Source organism: Lysinibacillus sp. FSL K6-1151 (assembly GCF_038630755.1).
Taxonomy (GTDB): domain Bacteria; phylum Bacillota; class Bacilli; order Bacillales_A; family Planococcaceae; genus Lysinibacillus; species Lysinibacillus fusiformis_D.
In genome coordinates this window covers 893,306-915,336 of the sequence record NZ_CP152040.1, presented here as the reverse complement: position 1 = coordinate 915,336, position 22,031 = coordinate 893,306, and the positions used below count along the sequence as shown (strand labels likewise).

General features: G+C 37.4%; 22 protein-coding genes. 3 read left to right on the top strand and 19 right to left on the bottom strand.

Annotation, left to right across the window (positions count from 1 at the left end; translation table 11 throughout):
- Positions 1-18: 18 nt before the first annotated feature.
- The 13 genes from MHI04_RS04215 to pdhA form a co-directional block, all read right to left on the bottom strand.
- Entirely contained in the window at positions 19-801 is a 783-nt protein-coding gene (locus tag MHI04_RS04215) for an SDR family oxidoreductase (RefSeq protein ID WP_342535365.1), read from the bottom strand.
- A gap of 535 nt (positions 802-1,336) precedes the next feature.
- On the bottom strand, positions 1,337-2,149 hold the full coding sequence (locus tag MHI04_RS04210) for an ABC transporter ATP-binding protein (RefSeq protein WP_330493438.1): 813 nt from the start codon (positions 2,147-2,149) through the stop codon (positions 1,337-1,339).
- Positions 2,146-3,147, bottom strand: coding sequence for an iron ABC transporter permease (locus MHI04_RS04205; RefSeq protein WP_036125460.1), 1,002 nt, complete (start codon positions 3,145-3,147; stop codon positions 2,146-2,148). The genes MHI04_RS04210 and MHI04_RS04205 overlap by 4 nt, the downstream gene beginning before the upstream one ends.
- 14 nt (positions 3,148-3,161) lie before the next feature.
- Positions 3,162-4,310: an ABC transporter substrate-binding protein gene (locus tag MHI04_RS04200; RefSeq protein WP_058843443.1), complete on the bottom strand. Its 1,149-nt coding sequence runs from the start codon at positions 4,308-4,310 to the stop codon at positions 3,162-3,164.
- A complete protein-coding gene (locus tag MHI04_RS04195; protein WP_036125464.1) occupies positions 4,307-4,909 on the bottom strand; it encodes a hypothetical protein in 603 nt (200 codons plus the stop codon). The genes MHI04_RS04200 and MHI04_RS04195 overlap by 4 nt, the downstream gene beginning before the upstream one ends.
- The gene (locus tag MHI04_RS04190) at positions 4,906-5,538 is read right to left on the bottom strand and encodes a hypothetical protein (RefSeq protein ID WP_036125465.1); all 633 of its coding nucleotides are present in this window, start codon (positions 5,536-5,538) and stop codon (positions 4,906-4,908) included. Before MHI04_RS04190 ends, MHI04_RS04195 begins: the two co-directional genes overlap by 4 nt.
- A gap of 198 nt (positions 5,539-5,736) precedes the next feature.
- Entirely contained in the window at positions 5,737-6,345 is a 609-nt protein-coding gene (locus MHI04_RS04185) for a hypothetical protein (RefSeq protein ID WP_058843442.1), read from the bottom strand.
- Positions 6,345-6,971 carry a hypothetical protein gene (locus tag MHI04_RS04180; RefSeq protein ID WP_089931916.1) on the bottom strand — a complete coding sequence of 209 codons (627 nt, stop codon included), beginning with the start codon at positions 6,969-6,971 and terminating at the stop codon, positions 6,345-6,347. The genes MHI04_RS04185 and MHI04_RS04180 overlap by 1 nt, the downstream gene beginning before the upstream one ends.
- Positions 6,972-7,376: 405 nt before the next feature.
- Positions 7,377-8,264, bottom strand: coding sequence for a LysR family transcriptional regulator (locus MHI04_RS04175; RefSeq protein ID WP_051891703.1), 888 nt, complete (start codon positions 8,262-8,264; stop codon positions 7,377-7,379).
- Positions 8,265-8,485: 221 nt separating this feature from the next.
- Positions 8,486-9,901, bottom strand: a complete 1,416-nt coding sequence (gene lpdA / locus MHI04_RS04170) for a dihydrolipoyl dehydrogenase (RefSeq protein WP_036125472.1) — start codon at positions 9,899-9,901, stop codon at positions 8,486-8,488.
- Between the two features lie 4 nt (positions 9,902-9,905).
- Complete coding sequence (locus MHI04_RS04165; protein WP_089931913.1) at positions 9,906-11,243, bottom strand: dihydrolipoamide acetyltransferase family protein; 1,338 nt, start codon at positions 11,241-11,243, stop codon at positions 9,906-9,908.
- 47 nt (positions 11,244-11,290) lie between these two features.
- Positions 11,291-12,268: an alpha-ketoacid dehydrogenase subunit beta gene (locus MHI04_RS04160; RefSeq protein ID WP_036125477.1), complete on the bottom strand. Its 978-nt coding sequence runs from the start codon at positions 12,266-12,268 to the stop codon at positions 11,291-11,293.
- 3 nt (positions 12,269-12,271) lie between these two features.
- A complete protein-coding gene (pdhA, locus tag MHI04_RS04155; protein WP_058843438.1) occupies positions 12,272-13,387 on the bottom strand; it encodes a pyruvate dehydrogenase (acetyl-transferring) E1 component subunit alpha in 1,116 nt (371 codons plus the stop codon).
- A 394-nt stretch (positions 13,388-13,781) separates the two neighbouring features.
- Here pdhA and def point away from each other — a divergent pair, with 394 nt between their 5' ends.
- A complete protein-coding gene (def, locus tag MHI04_RS04150) occupies positions 13,782-14,339 on the top strand; it encodes a peptide deformylase (protein WP_036125484.1) in 558 nt (185 codons plus the stop codon).
- 45 nt (positions 14,340-14,384) lie between these two features.
- Here the strand turns inward: def and phnX are convergent, their stop codons facing one another.
- From phnX to MHI04_RS04125, 5 genes are read right to left on the bottom strand one after another with little or no spacing between them, the layout of a single operon-like run.
- Positions 14,385-15,179 (bottom strand): phosphonoacetaldehyde hydrolase, encoded by a 795-nt coding sequence (gene phnX, locus MHI04_RS04145; protein ID WP_036125486.1) that lies wholly within the window; start codon positions 15,177-15,179, stop codon positions 14,385-14,387.
- Positions 15,169-16,269: a 2-aminoethylphosphonate--pyruvate transaminase gene (locus MHI04_RS04140; RefSeq protein ID WP_271912469.1), complete on the bottom strand. Its 1,101-nt coding sequence runs from the start codon at positions 16,267-16,269 to the stop codon at positions 15,169-15,171. Before MHI04_RS04140 ends, phnX begins: the two co-directional genes overlap by 11 nt.
- A gap of 13 nt (positions 16,270-16,282) precedes the next feature.
- Positions 16,283-17,269 carry an extracellular solute-binding protein gene (locus MHI04_RS04135; protein ID WP_342535364.1) on the bottom strand — a complete coding sequence of 329 codons (987 nt, stop codon included), beginning with the start codon at positions 17,267-17,269 and terminating at the stop codon, positions 16,283-16,285.
- Complete coding sequence (locus MHI04_RS04130; RefSeq protein ID WP_342535363.1) at positions 17,266-18,897, bottom strand: ABC transporter permease subunit; 1,632 nt, start codon at positions 18,895-18,897, stop codon at positions 17,266-17,268. Before MHI04_RS04130 ends, MHI04_RS04135 begins: the two co-directional genes overlap by 4 nt.
- On the bottom strand, positions 18,890-19,642 hold the full coding sequence (locus tag MHI04_RS04125) for an ABC transporter ATP-binding protein (RefSeq protein ID WP_058843433.1): 753 nt from the start codon (positions 19,640-19,642) through the stop codon (positions 18,890-18,892). The genes MHI04_RS04130 and MHI04_RS04125 overlap by 8 nt, the downstream gene beginning before the upstream one ends.
- Before the next feature lie 145 nt (positions 19,643-19,787).
- On the opposite strand from MHI04_RS04125, the gene MHI04_RS04120 reads away from it, so the two are divergent.
- Positions 19,788-20,561 carry a DeoR/GlpR family DNA-binding transcription regulator gene (locus tag MHI04_RS04120; protein ID WP_342535362.1) on the top strand — a complete coding sequence of 258 codons (774 nt, stop codon included), beginning with the start codon at positions 19,788-19,790 and terminating at the stop codon, positions 20,559-20,561.
- A 42-nt stretch (positions 20,562-20,603) separates the two neighbouring features.
- Here MHI04_RS04120 and MHI04_RS04115 read toward each other — a convergent pair whose 3' ends face one another.
- On the bottom strand, positions 20,604-21,374 hold the full coding sequence (locus MHI04_RS04115) for a Cof-type HAD-IIB family hydrolase (protein WP_089932152.1): 771 nt from the start codon (positions 21,372-21,374) through the stop codon (positions 20,604-20,606).
- Between the two features lie 446 nt (positions 21,375-21,820).
- Between MHI04_RS04115 and MHI04_RS04110 the strand changes: the two genes are divergently transcribed.
- Positions 21,821-22,030 (top strand): DNA-directed RNA polymerase subunit epsilon, encoded by a 210-nt coding sequence (locus MHI04_RS04110; protein ID WP_012293082.1) that lies wholly within the window; start codon positions 21,821-21,823, stop codon positions 22,028-22,030.
- Position 22,031 lies beyond the last annotated feature (1 nt).

The window sequence follows — 22,031 nt, the reverse complement described above, 5'->3', positions numbered from 1 at the left end:
TAAAAAAGATTATCCTATTTATAATGCGTGACCAGAGCCACCATCAATATTCACTGAAGTCCCTGTAACATAACTTGCTGCATCAGAAACTAAAAATGTGATGACGTTAGCGGCTTCTTGCGTATCACCTACACGTCCAAGTGGAATAGTTTTCCCTACCATACGAGAATATTCTTCCCACGATAAATTAGGTTCTTCCTTTTTCCAATTCTTTTCGATCTGATCACTGCGAATAAGCCCAATACATACAGAATTTACGCGAATATTATCCTTCCCTAAATCCTTGCTCATCGCTTTTGTCAAAGCAAGTCCCGCAGCGCGGCTAACTGTAGTAGGAAGCGAGCTTGCTGGAGGTGTCTTAGCCATCACCGCTGTCACATTAACGATTGCACCTGCACCAGCCTTACGCATATATGGTGCAGCATATTTGGAGCAATGTATAGCCCCAAATACTTTTAAATCTAAATCTGCTTGCCACAGCTCACTACTCACTGACTCAAAGGGATTCGCTGAAGCCGTACCTGCATTATTAATGAGAATATCAATGCGTCCAAAATGTTCTACTGTACGCTCAATTAAATACTTACAATCCTTTTCCTTTGTAACATCAGCTGGAATAATTAAAACATCCACATCCGTTTCATTTTTAATGCACCCAGCCGCCACCTGTAGCTGTTTTTCTCCACGTGCGCAAAGTACAACATGAGCCCCCTCTTTGACAAGCTGCATGGCCGTATAATAACCAATTCCTTTACTCGATCCTGTAATAATTGCTACTTTCCCAGTTAAATTAAGCTCCACTATGAAATCCTCCCTTACTTTCTACAATGCTATCATTATACCATTTATCGATTATTCAGAATAATTAAAGGAGCTTGCAAATAATAGAAATAATATTTGAAGGCAATACCACTACCTGATTATCAATGTAGCCGACTCACGCACCAAGCTAATACAGTAAAATAGCTAAAAAGCATGTAGTTGGAAAAACAACTACATGCTACATAGTGTGGAAAAACAAAACTATCCATAGAATGTTTGTGAAAGGTGAAAATGGATTTCCGGCTACTTGCTTTCCTGTGGGCTCGCCTGTCTCGCTATCCCATCGGAGTCAAGTAGCCTTCCAATCCATAAAAAGGTTATCTTTTTAGCAAAGATTTCCACTACTCATTTTATGGAGGGGTGTTGTCACTCATCACTTCTCCATCTTAAAAATAAGGGTCTATCCTCTCTCTAATAAGACAAATAAAGGGTTATTTAGTCCCCAACGGCTAGTATGAAAGAGGAAAAGACACTTTTGCAGAATGGTTGATTGGAGTCAAGCCAGCGGCACTCCTTATTTTTCTGCACCTAATGCACGTGGAACCATTGTTTCTACCACATAATTCTCTTCTTCATACAGTATTTTTTTTAGCTCGATACCAAAAAACGACTGCATTCTTTCCTCCGTCATTATTTCACGTACAGCGCCATATACAACACCCTTATCCTTTGCCGTCATCAGGACCCGATCAGCTAAATAAAAGGCATGATTAGGATAATGCGTGTTAATAATACAAGAAATGCCACGTTCTCTCGCTAATTGCTTGATTGTTTGTAAAATAGTAATTTGTTTTTGAATATCCAAATGTGACTCTGGTTCATCTAAAATAAGTATTTCTGGATCGGCAACCAGTGTGCGAGCTATTAAAGCCAGCTGTAGCTCGCCGCCACTTACCTCATTGCATGATTTTTTTGCTAAATGGACGATACCAATTGTATCTAATGCCAAATGCGCCGCTTCTAAATCTTTTTTTGATGGTTGGGCCAATGTACTAATAAAAGGGGCTCTTCCCATCACAACAAGCTCTTCTATTGTAAAACCAAATACCATTTTATGAGCTTGCGGTACATAGCCAATACGTTGCCAAAGCTCCTTACGCTTGACAGTAGACAATGGCTTGTCATCTATATAGGTTTCTCCCTGCTTCCACTCTAGTAACCCGGTAATACATTTGAGCATCGTTGTCTTTCCAGCTCCATTAGGACCAAGGATGGCCATAATTTGTCCTGGTTCCAGTGTAAAATTAATATTGTTTACATAAAGATTTTGGGATTTCTTACGATGCTTTTCATAATAAAAATTGCCATTTTTCACTTCAATTATCACGCCCATCCACCTCCAGATTTACGCAGTAAATAAGCAAAGAATGGTGCACCAATAATCGCTGTTAAAATCGATAAAGGTATTTCTGTTGCTGTTATAGAACGTGCTAAATTATCAATTACTAACAAATAGACGCTTCCAATAGCAATCGACATTGGTAATACATGCTGATTATTGTTTCCAACAAGCATACGAGCAACATGTGGAATAATCAAACCCACCCAGCCAACAATTCCTGCAACCGCAACAGACACCGCAGTAATCAAAGTCGCACCAAATATAATCATCCATTTCAAAGGCACTACAGAAATTCCCATTGATTTTGCCTCATCCTCTGGGAGGGTTAAAATATTTAATCGCCATCTTAGGAAATAAAGTATTAACATACCGATAATAATCAGTGGTCCACCTATATATAAATCTTTATAAGTAACCGTTCCTAAGCTACCCATCAACCAATAGGTAATCGCAGGTAGCTTTTCCTCTGGGTCAGCTACAAATTTAGTTAACGAAATAAGCGCATTAAACAGTGCCGATGTAATAACACCTGCTAAGACAAACATAAAAATAGGGGCATTTTTGCGTGCGCCAGCAATTAAAAACGTAAAGCCGATAGCACCTAATCCAAAAAGCAATGCCATTATCTGTGTGGCAAAATTTTGCCCAAACAATAATATCCCAAGAGAAGCACCAAAGCCAGCTCCCGCCGAAACACCTAAAATATCTGGTGATACTAGCGGATTACCAAACATTCCTTGGAAGCTAGCACCTGCAATTGCTAAACCTCCACCAATTAACAATGCGAGAAGAATACGTGGCAAGCGAATATTGATAATAACCGTTTCTTCCATCTCTGTCCATGTCGGCTCTATAGGGAAAATCTGTGAAGCAAGAATCTTTAATAGCTGCTCGATACCAACCTCAAAGCGTCCTACACCAAGAGAAATAACGGCAATCACCAAGGGGAGGAGCCATAAAATAATCTTTTTCCAGTTTTGCATTTACCAATCATCCCTTAATATTTAGCTGCTTCTGAAGACGGATTTAAAATAGCTTGAATATCTTCATCTGTCACATCGTATTCATAAAAATCTTTATAATATGCTTTAATCTCATCCTCTATTTTATAATCAAATAGCGCTGGGTGATTTTTTTGTGCAAGCCACTTTAACATTAAAGGTGCGTCTCCACTAGGTGGGAACCAACGATAAATGCCTAATGGAATCTTATACACTTTACCCTCCTGAACTGCCTTCACCTGACTCCAATCCTGCCCAGCTATCTTATTTTCAAGTAAATCAGCTGGCTGTGTCTCTGTAAAATTGGTAATAAAAATAATATCTGGATTCCAAGTATAGACCTGTTCCATATTGACTTCTTTTTGTCCTTGGATATCATTTTCAGCTACATCAATTGCTCCCGTCGCATTGAGCCATTGATTACCAAAGAAGTTTTTCCCTCCAATTGTAATCGACTTTTCATTATGTCTAAACAACATCATCGCGCGAGGCTTATCTTTTTCTTCAATCGTTTTTAACTTTTCATCTAATTGAGCTTGTACTTTTTTGCCTTCCTCTAGGAAGCGATTAGCACGTTCTGTTGTGCCTGTTATTTGACTTGTTATTTCTAACCAGCTATTAAAGGTAGCTAATGGCTCTGCCGCAGCTGCGTCAATTGCCTTGAGCGCAACCACAGGAATACCTGCCTCTGATACTTTATGGATTGATTTCTCATCTGTTGCAATCTCTATATATAATTGTGGATTTACTTTCATTAATTCTTCCACATTGACTTCACCATTCTGAATAAACGAAGTATCAGCCTTTAAAACATCTGGAGACATTTTTGCTAGCATCGAATGTTTTGCTGCATTATACGAATTTGGATGCATACCAGCAATTTCTTTTGTAGAATTTGTTGCTACATACCAAGTAGAGAAGTATGGAAGAATGCCTCCCATTACAACACGCTCAATCGAATTTGGTACTGTTACTTCACGTCCTAATTGGTCAACTACAAGCTTCTCTTCCTTTGTCGTTTGTAACTCTGATGATTGTTGCTCCACCTGAGGCTTAGTATTATTTTGCGTCTCTTCGTTGTTATTATTACAAGCTGCCAGCAACATTGTTAGTGCTACAGCAGCGACAAGTCCATACTTCTTCAATGTTTTTCTTCCTCTCTTAACCATTTTGCCATCCCATGTAAAAACGGCTTTGATTGATCAATAAAACCTAGTCCAATATGAAACATCGGATCAAGTGTAGTGACAACTAGTTCTCCATTAAAACTCACATTATCTACATAAAATAACGATCGTCCATTTGGAATATCTAATAACGATTGCGCTCCTTGTGGTGGTAAAAAAGAACCGTGATAATGCCATTTCATATCATGCAATGTCACGTATTTAAAAAGTGGATGCACATTATTTTGCATTTTCATCGGTAAATCACCGCCATCTCTCACCCACCAACTAAAATTGACCTCAGAATCTTCCCAATCAATTGTCGGAAACCAGCAATCCAATATTTCACCAAAAATAATCAGTCTTTTGCCAGCATTAACAAATTTCAGTAATTGTGACTGATACCGCTTTAAAGAACGGATATCTAAGCGACAAGATAAAATAAGTGTGTCATACTTTGTTAAATCATATTGATGAAAGTGGCGAATATGTAGCACTTCATCATATAAATAATGAAATTCTTGCTCTGCAAAAAAGCGATTTTGAAATGGTAAGCCATTCGTCACAATCCCTATCATTTGCCCATACCTCCACTTGCATAATTGCGGTTAGCTTCCTCACGAATACAATCTAGCATTTGCATACTAAGCTTTTTCGATGTATTTTCTTCATGCATAAATACCTTGTAAATATCGGTACCTGCCCCTGCAAAAATGGTGCCATTTGTTGAGTGTCGATCAACATAAAGTATCGGTACACCACTTTGATCTGTAATTAACACTTCCGCATGTGCTGGTAATTCTTCAAAATAGCCACGAGAAAAGAAGCCCCGTACACCTTTTCGATAATTAATATCATAAGGCTCTATCCCTTTAAATAAAGAACAATTAGCTTGTTCAATCATGATTTCGCGATCTTTCAATGGAATAGGAGAGCGTTTCCAATTAGCTACATTTGCTAACCATGGCAATGATATTTCTGTCAGTGAAAAGATAACACCACCCTGTAGCAAATATTCATCTAAAATCATTTTATGTTCTAGTAGAAATTGCTCTTCTACATGATTTGTGATAATTATTCCTGCATAGGCAGTTAAATCAACATAGGGTAAATCATATAAATATAAAAATACTAAGCCACGTTCACGATCCTCAGCCGTTAATCGAGTAAACTGAATATCAATGCCAACATAAGCAATAGGTTCCACTAGTTCTCCTACTTTCTTTTATCAAAAAATTTCCGTACCAATGACGAGCAAATTCCAAAATAATTAATTTAATACCACAAGCTTATTTTTCTACACTATGTACGGCAAGCTTTCCTGTCAAAACCTTGAACCAACATACTACTAACACTTGCGTCTCAAATAGAGCTATTAGTAATCATTTTGCGCACTTAGCATTCCTTATATTTGCCCTTTCTTTAGCCAAGGTAAAAATCCTCGTAAGAAGCGTTCTGTTGCCGGCATAAAATAAGATCCAAAATGATAATCTGGATCCAATGTTGTATTGACCCAAATCCCATTTGTGTTCACTCGATCAATATATAAGACGGCCCCACCATCATCTGTCGATACTAAAACTTCACAGCCCTCACTTGGCCAGTACACACCATGTTGATGCCAAGTTGCATCCTCCAATGTAAGGTAATTCTTAAATAAATCATGCGTTGCCTCTATTAAACGCAAGCCACTATCAGCATTAGGCTCTAGCCACCACCAAAAATTAGTTGGCCTAGATTCCCAATTATGCATTGGCAACCAATCTCTGTGCTGAGGGCCAAATGTGACCACTACTTTACCTGTATTCGCAAAATCATAGATCTTTTGAATATTTTTATCTAATAATCCTGTATGAGATTGAGAAGGGATGATTAATACATCAAAGGCATCTAAATTTTCTTCCTCTAACTGACGCACTGGAATCAATTGATCAATATACTGAGCGAATTCAGATGTCTTATATGTACGCCAATGTTGTGAACTACCACTATACATAACAGCTATTTTACGCACTACTTGACACTCCTTTCCGCTAAATACATGTATTCTTCTTGTACCCATTGCATTAGCTGTGTAGGAATACGACTGGTTGTTTTTGATGATGACGGTGTCATGCCTCCAATAGTTAAAAGATTATTACCTGCATGCATAAAAATAGTCCCATTTGTTGAGCTTCGGTCAATAAATGTCACAGGCTCACCGTCTGGCAAGGTTAATAAAATTTCCGCATCTGTAGGTGCTGGATGATGTCCACGAGCAAAAAATCCTTTCACACCTTTATTTATTGTCATATCTTCTTCCTTTACACCTGCAAAAATTCTGTGTTGTTTCGCAATTGAGATGTCATAATCCCAATGATTTCGAATTTCCTTTGCAATAAATGCCTGCTGTCCTGGCAACCAATTTGTGACTAAGTTACCGAAGAAGCATACAATCTTTTTACTTGCCAAAAAATCTGCGATAATTTGCTTCTTTTCTTGCAAAAATTCTTGATCGACAAACCCTAAAATTATCATACATTTATAAGAAGACAGCTCAATATTCGGTAAATCATACATATCTACAATTTCAAAATTTTCATCTGCTTTGCCTTGAGAAAAAATATTACATGGATGAACAACAATATAGTCTTTTGACATCTTCATACCTCCTTGCATTTCGAACTATATCACCATTGATAACGATTATCAATATCATGTAAGGTGTAAGATTTTAATTTTCGCTGTCCACTTATCCGTTTTTCTCGAATTATAAAAATCTCCTATTGTACTATTACATTTTCTTATAGAATGCTATAAACCTACAAATGAAGGATGATATTCTATCAAAAATGATTCTTGGAAGTCATCGCAAAAAAGCTATATAAATTCCTCCAAGTGCTACCATACTGCTGGCATAGAGGCTCAATTAAGATAAAAAAACCCAAACAATTACGAATCAGTAAATAAAAGCTTCGTATATTGCTTGGATTAAATTAGAAAATATTTTAATAAATATAATAGAAGAAACACTATAAAGGATTTATTTACCATTATAAGTTTAGCTTACCTGATAGACTCTATCTTCAATTTCTTCTTTATACGTTCACAAAATGCTTGTTCTTGCTCATTTAAAATTTGGTTACGGTTAAATACAATACCATTTTTTCGTTTAATAGATAGACCTTTCACATATTTAAACGTTAATTTATCTAGACTATCCTCTATTGATTTATAAGGTAAAAAGGATACGCCCATACCCTGCTGCACAGCCTTCTTAATAATTTCAAAATTAGTCATCTGTATATAATAAACAGGTACTGCCTTCTGATGTAAAGCTTGTTTAATATGCTGATTCAAATAAGAACTTTGGGACAATAGCATCGATAAGTTTTTCAAATCTCTTGTATAAATGATTTGACGACTTGCTAAAGGATGATCATTTGTCATCACTAATACTAATTCTTCCTCAAATAAAATATCGATATCAAATGACTCGTGAACAATCTTATCAGCATCATAAATCGGCATCACAGCAAATTTGGCATGGTTTTCTACTAAACTACTTTTTAAATCTTCATAGCAATAGCTATTAATTTCATATGGATATTGTTTATATGTGCTATTATTTTTATCAAATAGCTCGTCAAAAAAGCTATCTGCAATATAGTGACTTATATATAATTTGATATTTTCCTGTTGTGTCTGCTTTACTGCTATTCGCAATTGTTGGTCCATTTCCTGCATCTTCTGCGCATAAGCCAACACCATTTCGCCTTGTGTAGTTAACTCGATTTGTCGTTTTTTCCGTGAGATCAGCTGGCAGCCTAATTCACTTTCCAATTGCTGAATATGCTGAGAAACTGTTGGTTGGGAACAAAACATCTGCTTCGCTGTTTCAGTAAATGATTTGTATTGTGCTAATAAAATAAATGTTCGGTAGCGCTCATTCATCGTAACCCATTCCTTCATTTTTAATTGATAATTATTATCAATTATAATACTATTTTTTATGCATAAAGTAAAATTTAATATCCATAGGGCCACATCTTCAAGTTATTACCTTTTATTTATTTTATTCAACGACAAGCTGCATTTAAGAAAACAATTGTAAATAAAAAAGGAGTGTAGATAAGCGAATGATCATCCGCTTTTTCTACACTCCTTTATTCAAATTATTTTTTCGCTACAATGTGGATTGGGTTGCCAAGTAATACTTCAGCAGTTTCCATTGTAATTTCACCTAATGTTGGGTGAGCATGAATTGTTAAAGCGATATCTTCAGCAGTCATGCCGCCTTCAATCGCTAAGCCCATCTCAGCGATCATATCAGATGCACCAGCACCTACGATTTGAGCACCGATTAATAAGCCATCTTCTTTACGAGCAACAAGCTTCACGAAACCTTCTGATTGGTTTAATGCAAGCGCACGGCCGTTTGCTGCGAATGGGAACTTCGCTGCAGTGTATTCAATGCCTTCTGCTTTCGCTTGTTCTTCGTTGTAACCAACTGTCGCCATTTCTGGATCTGTGAAACATACAGCCGGTACAGCAAGATAATCAACAACTGATTTTTCACCAGCAATCGCTTCAGCAGCAACTTTACCTTCGTAAGAAGCTTTATGTGCAAGCTGAGGACCTGCAACGATATCACCAATTGCATAGATGTTTGAAATATTTGTACGACATTGTTTGTCAACATTGATTAGACCGCGTTCACCGAATTCAACACCGATTTCAGCAAGGCCCATTTCATCTGTATTTGGACGACGACCCACAGTTACTAATACATAGTCAGCTTCAACTTTCTTCTCTTCTCCACCAACTTCATAAGTTACTACTACGCCGTTTTCAGTTTCTTCAACGCCTTTTGCAGATGCGTTAACTTCCATTTCAACGCCTTTCTTTTTAAGGCCTTTTTTCACGATTTGCGTCATTTGTTTTTCGAAGCCAGCTAAAATATCTTTTCCGCCTTCAATAATTGTAACTTGTGAACCTAGGTTTGCGTATGCTGAACCTAGCTCTGTACCAATATATCCGCCACCGATAACAACTAATTTACCAGGAACTTCTTGTAAAGAAAGTGCTCCAGTAGAGTTTAGTACGCGATCAGAGAATTTGAATGTTGGAATTTCAACTGGACGAGAACCTGTTGCAATAATGACATTGTTAAATGTGTAAGTTTGAGCAGATTCACCATTGATGATACGCACTGAGTTAGCGTCAACGAAATAAGCTTCACCTTGTACAATTTCAACTTTGTTACCTTTAAGTAAGCCTTCAACACCGCCTGTTAATTTTTTAACAACGCTGTCTTTAAATGCTTGTGCTTTTGAGAAGTCTAATTTCACATCAGAAGCGATGATTCCCATGTCATCTGAATGTTTAGCTTGCTCAAAACGGTGACCTACTGAAATTAATGCCTTTGATGGGATACAACCTACGTTTAAGCACACACCACCAAGTACATTTTTTTCAACGATTGTTACTTTTTGGCCAGTTTGAGCTGCACGAATTGCTGCTACATATCCTCCAGGACCTGAACCAATGACAAGAGTATCTGTTTCGATTGGGAAATCTCCTACTACCATTTTGTTACGCCTCCATTAATAATAATTCTGGCTCACTTAACAAACGCTTTAAGTGATTTAAAGCATTTTGTGCAGTGGCTCCATCGATCATACGATGATCAAAGCTCAATGATAATGCTAACACAGGTGCGGCTACAATTTCACCATTTTTTATTACAGGTTTTTCTGAAATTCGACCAATACCTAGTATAGCTACTTCAGGATGATTAATTACTGGCGTGAACCATTGTCCTCCCGCAGAGCCAATATTCGTAATGGACATAGAAGCACCTTTCATTTCATGTGGCGCAAGCTTGCCTTCACGGGCTTTCGTCGCTAACTCATTGATTTCATTAGACACTGCAAATACAGATTTGCGATCTGCATGCTTAATAACGGGTACTAATAGGCCTCTTTCAGTATCAGCAGCAATACCAATATTATAGTAATGCTTTTGAATAATTTCTTGCGTTGCATCATCTAATGAGCGGTTAAATTCAGGGAACTCGCGTAAAGTTGAAATAAGTGCTTTTACTACATATGGTAAATATGTTAATTTGACACCTTTTTCAGCAGCGATATCTTTGAATTTTTTACGATGTGCTACAAGAGCTGTTACATCGACTTCATCCATAAGTGTAACATGCGGAGCTGTTTGTTTCGAGTGTACCATTGCTTTTGCAATCGCTTTTCGAATACCAGACATTTTCTCACGAGTCTCTGGGAATTCCCCTTCAAGAACTACAGGTGCTGCTGGAGCTGCTGCCTCTTGCTGAACTGTTGCATCAACTGATTCAACAGTTGCCGTATCAGCCTCTACAGAGCCACCACCTTTTAAGAAGTTTTCAATATCTTCTTTTAAGATTCGACCATTTTTACCTGTACCCTTCACTTCACGGATGTTAACATCTTTATCACGTGCAAATTTACGTACAGAAGGCATTGCAATCACACGTTTTGTTTCATCAATCACTGTCTCCGCTTTTTCAGGAGCTTTTTCTGGTGCCTTTTCCTCTTTAGCAGGAGCTTTCTCTACGTCCTGACCAGACTCTGCAGTTGCCTGAACTTGTGCTTCTGTTTTTTCTTCAGCATGATGATCACCTTTTAGCTTTAAGTCCTCATAGCCAGGTGCATCCAAACGGATTAGGACATCGCCAACTACAGCAACTGTTCCTTCTCCTACTAAAACTTCCTCAACTGTTCCTTCAACTGGTGAAGGAATTTCTACTACCGCTTTATCATTTTGGACTTCACAAAGAATATCGTCTTCTTTTACTGTATCTCCAGCTTTAACGAACCATTTCACGATTTCGCCTTCGTGAATTCCCTCGCCAATATCCGGTAATCTGAATTCAAATGCCATGTGTACCCATCCTTTCTAGTTACTGTTGTTCAAGTTTAGAAGCTTTATTAGAATGTTAAAACTTTTTTCGCTGTTTCCATTACATCTTTGTAGTTTGGTAACCAAACACCTTCAGCTTGTGGGAATGGGTACACAGTATCTGGTGCAGCCACACGAAGAACAGGAGCTTCTAAGCTTAAAATTGCGCGCTCTGTAATTTCTGCTACTACGTTTGCAGCGATACCTGCTTGTTTTTGAGCTTCTTGGACAACGATTGCACGACCTGTTTTTTCAACTGATGCAATAATTGTTTCCACATCGATCGGTTGAATTGTACGTAGATCAATGACCTCTACAGAATGTCCTTCTTTTTCTAGTTCTTCAGCAGCCTTTAAGCTTTCATGAACCATTAAACCGTAAGCCACAATTGTTAAATCAGTACCTTCACGTTTTACATCTGCTTTTCCTAGTGGAATTTCGTATGCTTCTTCAGGTACTTCTTCACGGAATGAACGGTATAGTTTTAAATGCTCTAAGAAAATAACTGGGTTGTCATTACGGATAGATGAAATAAGTAAACCTTTTGCATCATATGGTGTTGATGGAACAACAACTGTTAATCCTGGTTGTGCTGTCATTAAGCTTTCTAAGCTATCAGAGTGCATTTCAGGTGTGTGCACACCACCACCAAATGGTGAACGGATTGTTACTGGTGCATTATATACCCCGCCACTACGGTAGCTCATACGTGCTAATTGACCACTGATTGAATCCATTACTTCATAAACGAAACCGAAGAATTGAATTTCAGGAACTGGACGGAATCCTTGAAGAGAAAGACCGATTGCTAAGCCACCAATACCTGATTCTGCTAATGGTGTATCAAAAACGCGATCAACCCCAAATTCTTTTTGTAGGCCTTCTGTCGCGCGGAATACCCCACCGTTGACACCTACATCTTCCCCGAATACAAGAACGTTTTCATCATTCTTTAATTCTGTGCGAAGTGCATCTGTAATTGCTTGAATCATCGTCATTTGTGCCATAGGTTATTTCGACTCCTTCTCTTTATAGATTTCATACTGTTCTTTTAAATTAGATGGCATTTCGCCTTTATACATGTTTTCCATTAATTCTGTTACTTTTTGTTTTGGAGCAGCATCTGCTTTTTTAATTGCTTCTTTAATTTCTTCTTTTGCACGTTCGATTACTGCTTCTTCTTTCTTTTCATCCCATAAACCTTTTGCTTCTAGGTATTTACGGAAGCGAACAAGTGGATCTTTTTGTGCCCATTCATTATCTGTATCAGATGTACGGTAACGTGTTGGGTCATCCCCAGCCATTGTATGAGGACCATAACGGTAACACATTGTTTCAATTAATGTTGGACCTTCACCATTAACTGCGCGCTCACGTGCATCACGCGTTGCTACATAAACTGCAAGCGCATCCATTCCATCTACTAAAATACTTGGTAAACCAGCTGCCACACCTTTTTGTGCAATTGTTTTAGCAGCTGTTTGCAATTCACGAGGTGTTGAAATTGCATATTGGTTATTTTGTACGATGAAGATTGCTGGTGATTTAAACGCACCTGCAAAGTTAATTCCTTCATAGAAATCGCCTTGAGAAGAACCACCGTCACCAGTATAAGTTACTGCAACAGCTTTTTTCCCACGCTTTTGTATACCTAGTGCAACACCTGCTGCTTGGATATATTGAGCACCGATAATAATTTGTGGTGCTAGAACATTTACACCCTCAGGTACTTGGTTCCCCATAAAATGTCCACGAGAGAATAAAAACGCTTTATCTAAAGGTAGGCCATGCCATACAATTTGTGGTACATCACGGTAACCTGGTAAAATCCAATCTTCTTGTTCTAACGCAAAATGAGAAGCAAGTTGCGAAGCTTCTTGACCAGCAGTCGGCGCGTAGAAGCCTAAACGACCTTGACGGTTTAGTGAGATTGAACGTTGATCTAAAATACGTGTATAAACCATACGTGTCATTAGTTCAACTAGTTCCTCATCTGATAATTGTGGATCTGCCTCTTTATTTATAATTTCGCCTTCTTCATTCAAAATTTGAAACATTTCAAACTTATCTTCGATTTCAGTTAGCGTTTGTTTAGCATCAAAAATATTATTGTTTTTCTTGCTCATTTGTCACATCTCCCTTTCAGCTGTATTAAAATAAATCACCTTTTTAACTAGTACAACTTATTCTTGAAATTCAGTATACTGAATAAAATACTGTCGGTCAATCATCTATTACTGCTCTATACAAAGATTTTTTCTAGAATAACAATCAAACATTGCTGTCCTATACTGTATCAGTAATATTCAAATTCTGTATTACAACACCTTATTTACACCGTACAGCTCATACGTTTTCTCACAGCTATTCCCCTAGTAGAATACCCCATTCTCGAAAATCTAATAGCATTAGAAAAATTTTTTGAGTATATTCAAATAAGGTCTTTTTTCATGTGATTGTTTTAAGACGTGATGTATACTTATTAATAAGGCACTACAAAGTTGAAAGGAAGATTACTATATGATTTTAATGGATGATATTATCCGCGAAGGTCATCCGACTTTACGCACAAAAGCAGAGGAAGTTAAATTCCCTTTAACTGATGAAACAAGAAAGCTTGCAGAGGATATGCTTCAATATTTAATCAACAGCCAAGATCCTGAAATGGCCGAAAAATATAATTTGCGTAGTGGCATTGGCTTAGCTGCCAATCAGGTAAATTGCTTACAGCGTATGTTTGCCCTTCATTTAAAAGATGAGGCTGGCGAACAATTAAGCTTTGTGGCCATTAATCCAAAGATCGTTAGCCACTCTGTCGAAAACACATACCTATCAGCAGGAGAAGGATGTCTTTCTGTTGATCGTAATATTCCTGGGTATGTGCCACGTCATGCACGCATCACAGTAAAATTTAAAACAATTGATGGTGAAGAGAAAAAGATGCGCCTTAAAGGATTGCCGGCTATTGCATTTCAGCATGAATTAGACCATCTGAATGGTGTTATGTTTTATGACCGAATTAATGAAAAAAATCCATTTGCCGAAATACCAGATTCAATCCCATATGAGCGAGACTAAAAACAAACCTCGGCAGTTATCCACATCTGCCGAGGTTTGTTTTGTTTATATTCTAGTTATACGTTCATTAATCGTTTCAATTAACGCAGGTAGCTCTGCCATAGTTTCAATCGTATAATGAGCGCCAGTTTCTTCAAAAATGCATTTCGTTTTCGCTATCACTTGCTGTTGTTCTTCAGCAGTTAATGCTTGGAACTCTGCTTCAGAAAGTCCCATTTCTGAACTTCCAATAATAACACCAACAGCCCAAACACCTGCATTCAAGGCCTCCATTATATCTGAGGTTGTATCGCCAACCTTCACAACTTGCTTTGTTGCTTTTGACCCTAATGCCTCCATATTTTTAAAAATCATGAATGGGTATGGTCGTCCTTTATCCCCTACCTGTGTAGGTGTTACGAGAAAATCAGGTTGATAACCCTTGTCAGCTGCATGTCTTGTCACTACTTCCATCATGGAATCAGTATAGCCTGTCGTTGAGCCAATTCGAATTCCCGCTTCTCTCAATTGCTGTACGGTCGCTTTCACATGCTGGATAGGATCTGTATAAGTTGCCAACGATTCCATTAACTTTGTTTCGAACTGCTTGTATAATGCACTTACATTTTCTTCTGTAAAGGCTTGTCCATGCACACGTTGCCATTCATCAGCAATTCTTGGCATTTCTAGCATCGTACGGATATGGTCAATTTTCAGCATACCCATTGGTTTACGAGCCTCTTCCAGTGTAACTGTGACACCTGCATCTTCAAAAATCGTTAAAAAAACATTTACAGGGGCAAAGCAACCAAAATCTACCGCTGTCCCTGCCCAATCCAAAATAACCGTTTCAATTTTCATTCGTTTTCACCACCATATAATTTTCTATGACCTCACATAACGTCAGCATATCTTCCTCATGAATATCACCAATATTGCCAATACGGAATGTATCCACATCAGTCAACTTACCAGGATAGATGACAAAACCCTCTTTTTTCATTTCCTGATAAAAATGCTCAAAAGTAAACTCGTTGTGTGGGAATAAAAATGTTGTAATAATAGGTGATTGAAGCTCTTTTGAAACGTACGCTTCAAACCCAAGCACTGACAAACGAGAGCGAAGTATATGATTATTATGCGCATAGCGCTTATGGCGGGCATCGATTCCACCTTCATCGATTAACTCCTCAAGCGCCTTCGCAAAAGCTGCCACTACATGAGTAGGTGATGTGAAACGCCACTTTCCATCTTGCTTCATCACTTCCCATTGGCTATACAAGTCTAATGCTACGCTACGGGCTTGTCCTTTACATTTTTCTAAAGCTTTTGTGTTCGCGATAACAAATCCAAAACCTGGCACACCTTGAATACATTTATTGGCACTACTAATGCAAAAATCAATATGCAAATTGGATACATCCATCGGTACACCACCAAAGCTACTCATCGCATCCACGATAAACGTTTTATCGAATAAATGAACAACTTCTCCTATTTCTTTTATTGGATTTAAAATACCAGTAGTTGTCTCACAATGCACTACGGCTACATGTGTAATACTTGCATCTTTTTCAAGAAAAGCTTGAACTTCTAATGATGATGGCTGTTCATCATAAGGGACACTATAAACAACATGTTGTAACTTTAAAACGTTAGCCATTTCAACAATTCGCTCACCATAAGCACCATTTGTTAGAATTAGTACTTTATCGTTATCACCAATCGCAGTTGTTAGTACAGACTCTACGACAAAGCTTCCACTTCCTTGCATAAGCACCGTGGTATATTCAGGCTCCTCGACATGAGCTAACGCTAAAAGTTGCTTGCGAATCACTTGTGTCACATTTTTATAGTCGTCATCCCATGTACAACGATCTTTTAACATTTCCTGTTTTACCGCTTCAGTTGTTGTCAATGGTCCTGGTGTCAATAATTTATAGTTACTCATCTGCTATAACTCCTTATCGCTGCGCTTCTTTAAAGAAGGCTTGATGTTTTTCTAATAAATCAACCGTTAATGTTGTATCCCATTTTTTTAAATAAGCTGGAACATACTCATCCTTTACCTGTTCCCCTTCATATAGAGCTACAGGATATTGCTCCAATAAACCACTGCGAGCCTCCGTTGCGATCACCTTTGCCATTTCTTTAGCTAAAGCCTCATCACCTTCTTTATCCACAACAGCCACAGATTCCGTTAAAGTGAAGTTTCCTTCTGTCGGGTCAATATATTCAATTGGCAATCCTTCGTTTTTAGCATCAATCGCTTGAATACGTAAACCAAAGCCTGCAGCAACCTCACCAGTTTTCACCTTTTTGATAGGGCCAGAACCTGAGCTTTCAATATGTGGGCCAGCATTTTTAATTAAATCAGCTAACACCTTTTGTCCTTCATCGTCACCATATTCCTTTATAATGGCTTGTACTAAAAGCCAGCCTGTTGAGGAATCCATAATATTTGGGAAGGATACTAATTCCTTGTAAGCAGGGTCTGTCAAATCCTTAATCGATTTCGGTATTGCTAGCCCTTTTTGTTGCAATATTTCTGTATTAATAAAGATGGAGCCAATATTGCCTAAAATTGGCAGTGCATATGTAACTCCTCCATCAAGCGGCTTTAAGTCCGAAGAAATATCTACAAACATGGCTTTAGAGGTTTGAGCACTTTCTATAAAATAGGAAGCCATCGTGACAACATCTGCTTCAATATCTGTCCCTTCTGCCATCATTTTGCCACCTAACTCAGAAGTACCGAATGATTGGATTAAATACTTACCTTGATAGCCCTTATCATCTAATGTGGATTCCATTACTTCAATTGCTTCATCATCAGCATTTGAATAAATAATGACTTGCTCTTTGGAATCAGCTGTTGCCCCTCCACACGCAGCTAAAACAACCGCCGCTGCACTAATTGTCCCTAACATCATGCCTGTTGACTTGTTCATTTTGATATCTCCTCCGCTTTTTCTTTATGTGCTGTTATATAATCACAACCTAATTTCACAATGAGGTTTGTACATAAAATAAATATCGATAGTACAAAAATATCGGTGTACTTTGCGAAATGCTGAAGCTCTTTGATGCGTGTTGAGACAAGCATTGTCTTCGTGCTGACAAGGAAAATAACACCACTAACCGTGACCATAGCATTTAAAAAAAAGTAACTAAACATTTGATAAATCGTTGGTCTAATATTCGGCAAAATAATTCGTCTAACGGTTTTTAACCAAGAATCCTTTAATAGCTCAGCTGTCACTTCCCATGTAGGGTCCATCTTTTGTAATGAATTTTTCGCCATTAAATAAGGTGTCGTAAAAAAATGAACAATATTACATGCAACAATGATGAAAAATGTACCTTTTAATGAACTTCCATTAAAGAAAAACAAGTAGGACAATCCAAGCACCATTCCTGGTACTGTATTTGTAATCATGGAGGCTACATCTAAGCTTTTTCTTCCTTTTAACGGTGTCCGAACATTGAGTAGCGCTGACAGAAATGTAATGACCACGCCTAATATAGCCGTTAATACTGCCACGATAAGAGAATTGACATATACCTTTATTAAATCCTTCTCTGCTAGTACATTTTGAACATGCTCTAATGTAAAGCTGAAGTTATATGGATAGCCTTTCGTAAAAGGCACAATAAACATCGTTGCAAAAATGATGAATACGATCGTCACACAGACAATTGAATAAATAGTAAACAACGTGTCACGCAGACGATGCTTTACAAGGTCACTTCGCCCACCTTGTTTATAGTGAAAATTGAAACGCTCTAAAATTGTTAATAGGGCAACACCAAGTACGGCAGGTACTAGCATTAACACTGATATCACTGCGCCACGCTCAAAATGGACAATGGAGCCTAACATCGCTTGATAGAGTTCAGTGGCAATCACTGTGTAATTTCCACCAACAGATGCGGGTATACCAAAGTCTGTGAAGCTTAAAATAAACGTTAAAATAAAAGCACCACCAATCGTACCTAACATTGGACGGAATACAGTATGATAAAAGCGACGAAGTGAATGATCATGCATTAACATGGAAACCAGTAAAAATCGTTTGTCGATATATTGCATGGAGTTTTGCATTAAAATAAAAGCGACTGGCAATGTGTATAAAACGTAACCAAGCACCAAACCGTTGTACCCGTAAATTGTAAAAAGGGGTTGCCCCACTAATTTTGTTACAATTCCTTGATTACCAAATGTATAAATCAATACAAATCCATAGGTGATGGTTGGCAGAAGCATGGGCAAAGTAATGCCTATTTGCACAAGCTTTTTCGCATGGCGATGCATCGTTGTAAAATGAACAGCATAGGCCAATAAAAAAGCTAAAATGGTTGTGATCACTGAGGCTACAAAAGAAACTTTAAAGCTATTGATAAAGGCTTCTCGAATTTCGATATTTTGTAAAGCATCTATATAATTTTGAATGGTCACCACATTTCCTATTTTGAAAGACTGCCAAAACATATAAAGTAATGGCACAATTAAAAAGAATAGGAAAAAAATAAGAATCGGTAGAAAAATCAATTTCATCATTTTATTCGTTTTAAGCATATGTTTCTCCAAACAATTGATAGATGTTATGTCGCTTAATATGAAGCTGCCTTAAAATAAAGTCCTCAATAAATTGATTTTTTGGTGCTGTTACTATTTCATGAGGCGTACCAAATTGAGCAACTGTTCCCTCATTAATAATCATGACTTTATCAGATAATGTGAGGGCTTCTTCTGGATCATGTGTCACGATAATGGTTGTCAATTTAAATTCACGGGCAATGGATTTAATACGCTCCTTGATGGATTCCTTAATGACGCCATCTAATGCACTTAGTGGCTCATCTAACAATAGTATTTTAGGCTGCATCACAAGTGTCCTCGCAATGGAAACTCGTTGTTTTTGCCCACCAGATAATTCGTGAATCTTTTTCTGCAGATGAGGTGTTAGCTCTAAAAAATCGATATATTCTTGTATCTCCTCTTTGGACATTTGCACGTTCTTATTTTTCAAACCATAAACGATATTGTCGTATGCATTTAAATGAGGAAATAACGCAAAATCCTGAAACACAATATTAAACCCTCTTTCTTGCATCGACTGCTTGGATATATCTTGTCCATTGTAGACAAGCTGTCCAGCCGTTTGATCTACAAGCCCTAAGATGATATTGAGCAAGGTAGTTTTACCACAACCACTTGGCCCTAGTAACGAAATGATTTCACCTGATTCGATGGTTACATTGATATCTACTAAAACTTTCTTATTTTTATAGCTTTTTGCGATATTTTTTAGCTCTAACAAATTGGTCACCTCTCTCAGTTCTTAGCTTTAGTATAGTGACCATTTGTAAAGGAAAATGCATTTTTGTGTAAATGTTGAGTAAATTCTGACTAAGTGTTGACAAAGTTATGATTATTTTGAGTAAATATCTAGTAGAGGTGATAACATGTATATGATAGAAAGACAACATCAAATTTTGCAGTATGTAAGACAACATAAGGTTGTTAAGTTAGTAACACTCACAAAAGAATTTAATGTTTCGATGGAAACAATTCGCCGCGATGTCCAACAGCTGATGCATGATAAGAAAATTGAAAAGTTTTATGGGGGTATTAAATATATTGAGCCTGTTGAGGGAATAATCGATCAAAGACTTCATGAGCAGTTAGCAGAGAAAATCGCCATTGCCAAAGCTTGTGCCTCACTCGTGGAAAATGGGGAGTGTATTTTTGTCGATAGTGGAACCACTACCTATCAAATGACCCCCTTTTTATTGAACAAGGAAAAATTAACAGTAGTAACAAACTCACTACCTATAGCATTTGATCTAATCGGCTCTAATATTGAGGTTATACTAATCGGTGGTAAAGTTCGTCATTCCGAAAAATCAGTGACATCGAATGAGTTTTTATTCCGCTTTGAACATTTGAATATCAATAAAGCGTTTATATGTGCTAGTGGCGTTTCCATTGAAAAAGGTATTTCTGATTTTAGTTTGGATGAGGCAATTACTAGAAAACAAATTATCTCTATCTCCCAAACAGTTTACGTTGCTACAGATTCCTCCAAATTTAATAAGGATGTAGCGATTCAAGTTTGTCCTTTGACTGACATAGATGTCATTATCACAGACAATGCACTTTCTAAAAAGACGATTCAGCATTTTTCCGATAAAAGCATTCAAATAAAAGTCGTCAACATTGAGGAAAACCAGTCATAATAAAAAAACAACTAGTTGAAATTTTTCCAACTAGTTGTTTTTTTATATAATTGCTAGCTTGCGCATGATTTTTGCAAGACCATCCTCATCTACATGGTCGGCAATATGATGTGCCACCGCCTTCACTCTCTCATGACCATTCCCCATGGCAACACTTGTCCCAACAGCTTGCAGCATTTCAATATCGTTTATACCATCTCCAAAAGCAAAAGCATCTTGTAAAGTGATGCCCATTCTTTCTAGCACCTTTTCGATACCAGCAGCCTTTGAGCCACCTTTTGGTAAAATATCACAAGAATAGCGATGCCATCGTATGAATTGAACATTTGGGAATGTCTCACAATATAAAGATTCATCTTTTTCTTCCATAAAAATAAGTGTTTGATATACATTGTTCTGCATATAATAAGAAGAGTCTAATGCTGGATATGGATATTTCAGTGTATCTAAGCTCTCAGCTACCATATGATGATCGTTAATAGAGGCTATCATACGTTTATCATCTAAAAATACTACTGGTTCATTACGAGCCTCACCAAAGGCAATGATTTTTGCTAGTTCTTCCTTTTCAATGCCATTTGTATAGACAACTTCACCCTTGTATACAACATATTGTCCATTGAAAGTAACATACGTATCAATTTCTAATTCTTCTAGTAGTGACTCAATCATAAACGGAGCTCGTCCTGTTGCAATTGCCAGTTCATAGCCATTTCGACGTGCTGCCAAAAGTGCCTCTTTTGCAGATGCAGGTAATTTTTTTTCACTGTTATAAAGCGTACCATCTACATCAAAAAACAAAATTTTGTTCATTTTATTAACCATTTCCATAAATAGCATCCTTTCAAGGTAAATGACTTTACATAGACAATAATTTTTATTATAATGATCCTAAGGAGTGATGTGCCATGCTGAAGAAACTAAAACGGAAATTGTTGAAGCAACTTCGTGGCGTACTCGGAAAAAAATCAATTGCCTAACATTTGCCCTTCATTATTTGAAGGGCTTTTCTTTATTTTAGAGGAACTGCGTGATAATATAAAGGAAATGCATTTATTTGGCTATACGCAACCACTGTCTCACTACTTCCTATATAAATTTAAAACATAGTGCACAGCTGAAGCTTTGAGATACAAGAATTACAAACGTACATTTCTTTATGAAGGCTTTATGAAGGAAATTCGTTGTTTTCTTGTAGCACGTGTGTGGTAGTAGTCAAAGGTGCAAGAAAATTGTACGCAATTAAAGGAGAGCAAACTATGATTTACAAAGTTTATTATCAAGAAAATGCAAATGAGATTCCAGTTCGCGAAAACACTAAAAGTCTATACCTTGAAGCTGCTTCAGAACGCGAAGTACGTCAAAAGCTAAAAGACCGTAACTACAACATCGAGTTCGTTCAACTGCTTGAAGGTAACTATTTAGAGTACGAACAAGCAAGCCCGAACTTCGTCTTGGAGGAAATTTAAC

What these genes read in the sequence shown, in the direction of transcription:
- MHI04_RS04120 (WP_342535362.1), top strand. Translation starts at nt 19,788, where the DNA reads ATGTATATGATAGAAAGACAACATCAAATTTTGCAGTATGTAAGACAA.
- phnX (WP_036125486.1), bottom strand. Translation starts at nt 15,179, where the DNA reads ATGAAAATTGAAACGGTTATTTTGGATTGGGCAGGGACAGCGGTAGAT.
- MHI04_RS04110 (WP_012293082.1), top strand. Translation starts at nt 21,821, where the DNA reads ATGATTTACAAAGTTTATTATCAAGAAAATGCAAATGAGATTCCAGTT.
- MHI04_RS04135 (WP_342535364.1), bottom strand. Translation starts at nt 17,269, where the DNA reads ATGAACAAGTCAACAGGCATGATGTTAGGGACAATTAGTGCAGCGGCG.
- MHI04_RS04180 (WP_089931916.1), bottom strand. Translation starts at nt 6,971, where the DNA reads ATGTCAAAAGACTATATTGTTGTTCATCCATGTAATATTTTTTCTCAA.
- MHI04_RS04115 (WP_089932152.1), bottom strand. Translation starts at nt 21,374, where the DNA reads ATGAACAAAATTTTGTTTTTTGATGTAGATGGTACGCTTTATAACAGT.
- MHI04_RS04195 (WP_036125464.1), bottom strand. Translation starts at nt 4,909, where the DNA reads ATGATAGGGATTGTGACGAATGGCTTACCATTTCAAAATCGCTTTTTT.
- MHI04_RS04160 (WP_036125477.1), bottom strand. Translation starts at nt 12,268, where the DNA reads ATGGCACAAATGACGATGATTCAAGCAATTACAGATGCACTTCGCACA.
- lpdA (WP_036125472.1), bottom strand. Translation starts at nt 9,901, where the DNA reads ATGGTAGTAGGAGATTTCCCAATCGAAACAGATACTCTTGTCATTGGT.
- MHI04_RS04130 (WP_342535363.1), bottom strand. Translation starts at nt 18,897, where the DNA reads ATGCTTAAAACGAATAAAATGATGAAATTGATTTTTCTACCGATTCTT.
- MHI04_RS04175 (WP_051891703.1), bottom strand. Translation starts at nt 8,264, where the DNA reads ATGAATGAGCGCTACCGAACATTTATTTTATTAGCACAATACAAATCA.
- MHI04_RS04205 (WP_036125460.1), bottom strand. Translation starts at nt 3,147, where the DNA reads ATGCAAAACTGGAAAAAGATTATTTTATGGCTCCTCCCCTTGGTGATT.
- MHI04_RS04140 (WP_271912469.1), bottom strand. Translation starts at nt 16,269, where the DNA reads ATGAGTAACTATAAATTATTGACACCAGGACCATTGACAACAACTGAA.
- MHI04_RS04165 (WP_089931913.1), bottom strand. Translation starts at nt 11,243, where the DNA reads ATGGCATTTGAATTCAGATTACCGGATATTGGCGAGGGAATTCACGAA.
- def (WP_036125484.1), top strand. Translation starts at nt 13,782, where the DNA reads ATGATTTTAATGGATGATATTATCCGCGAAGGTCATCCGACTTTACGC.
- pdhA (WP_058843438.1), bottom strand. Translation starts at nt 13,387, where the DNA reads ATGAGCAAGAAAAACAATAATATTTTTGATGCTAAACAAACGCTAACT.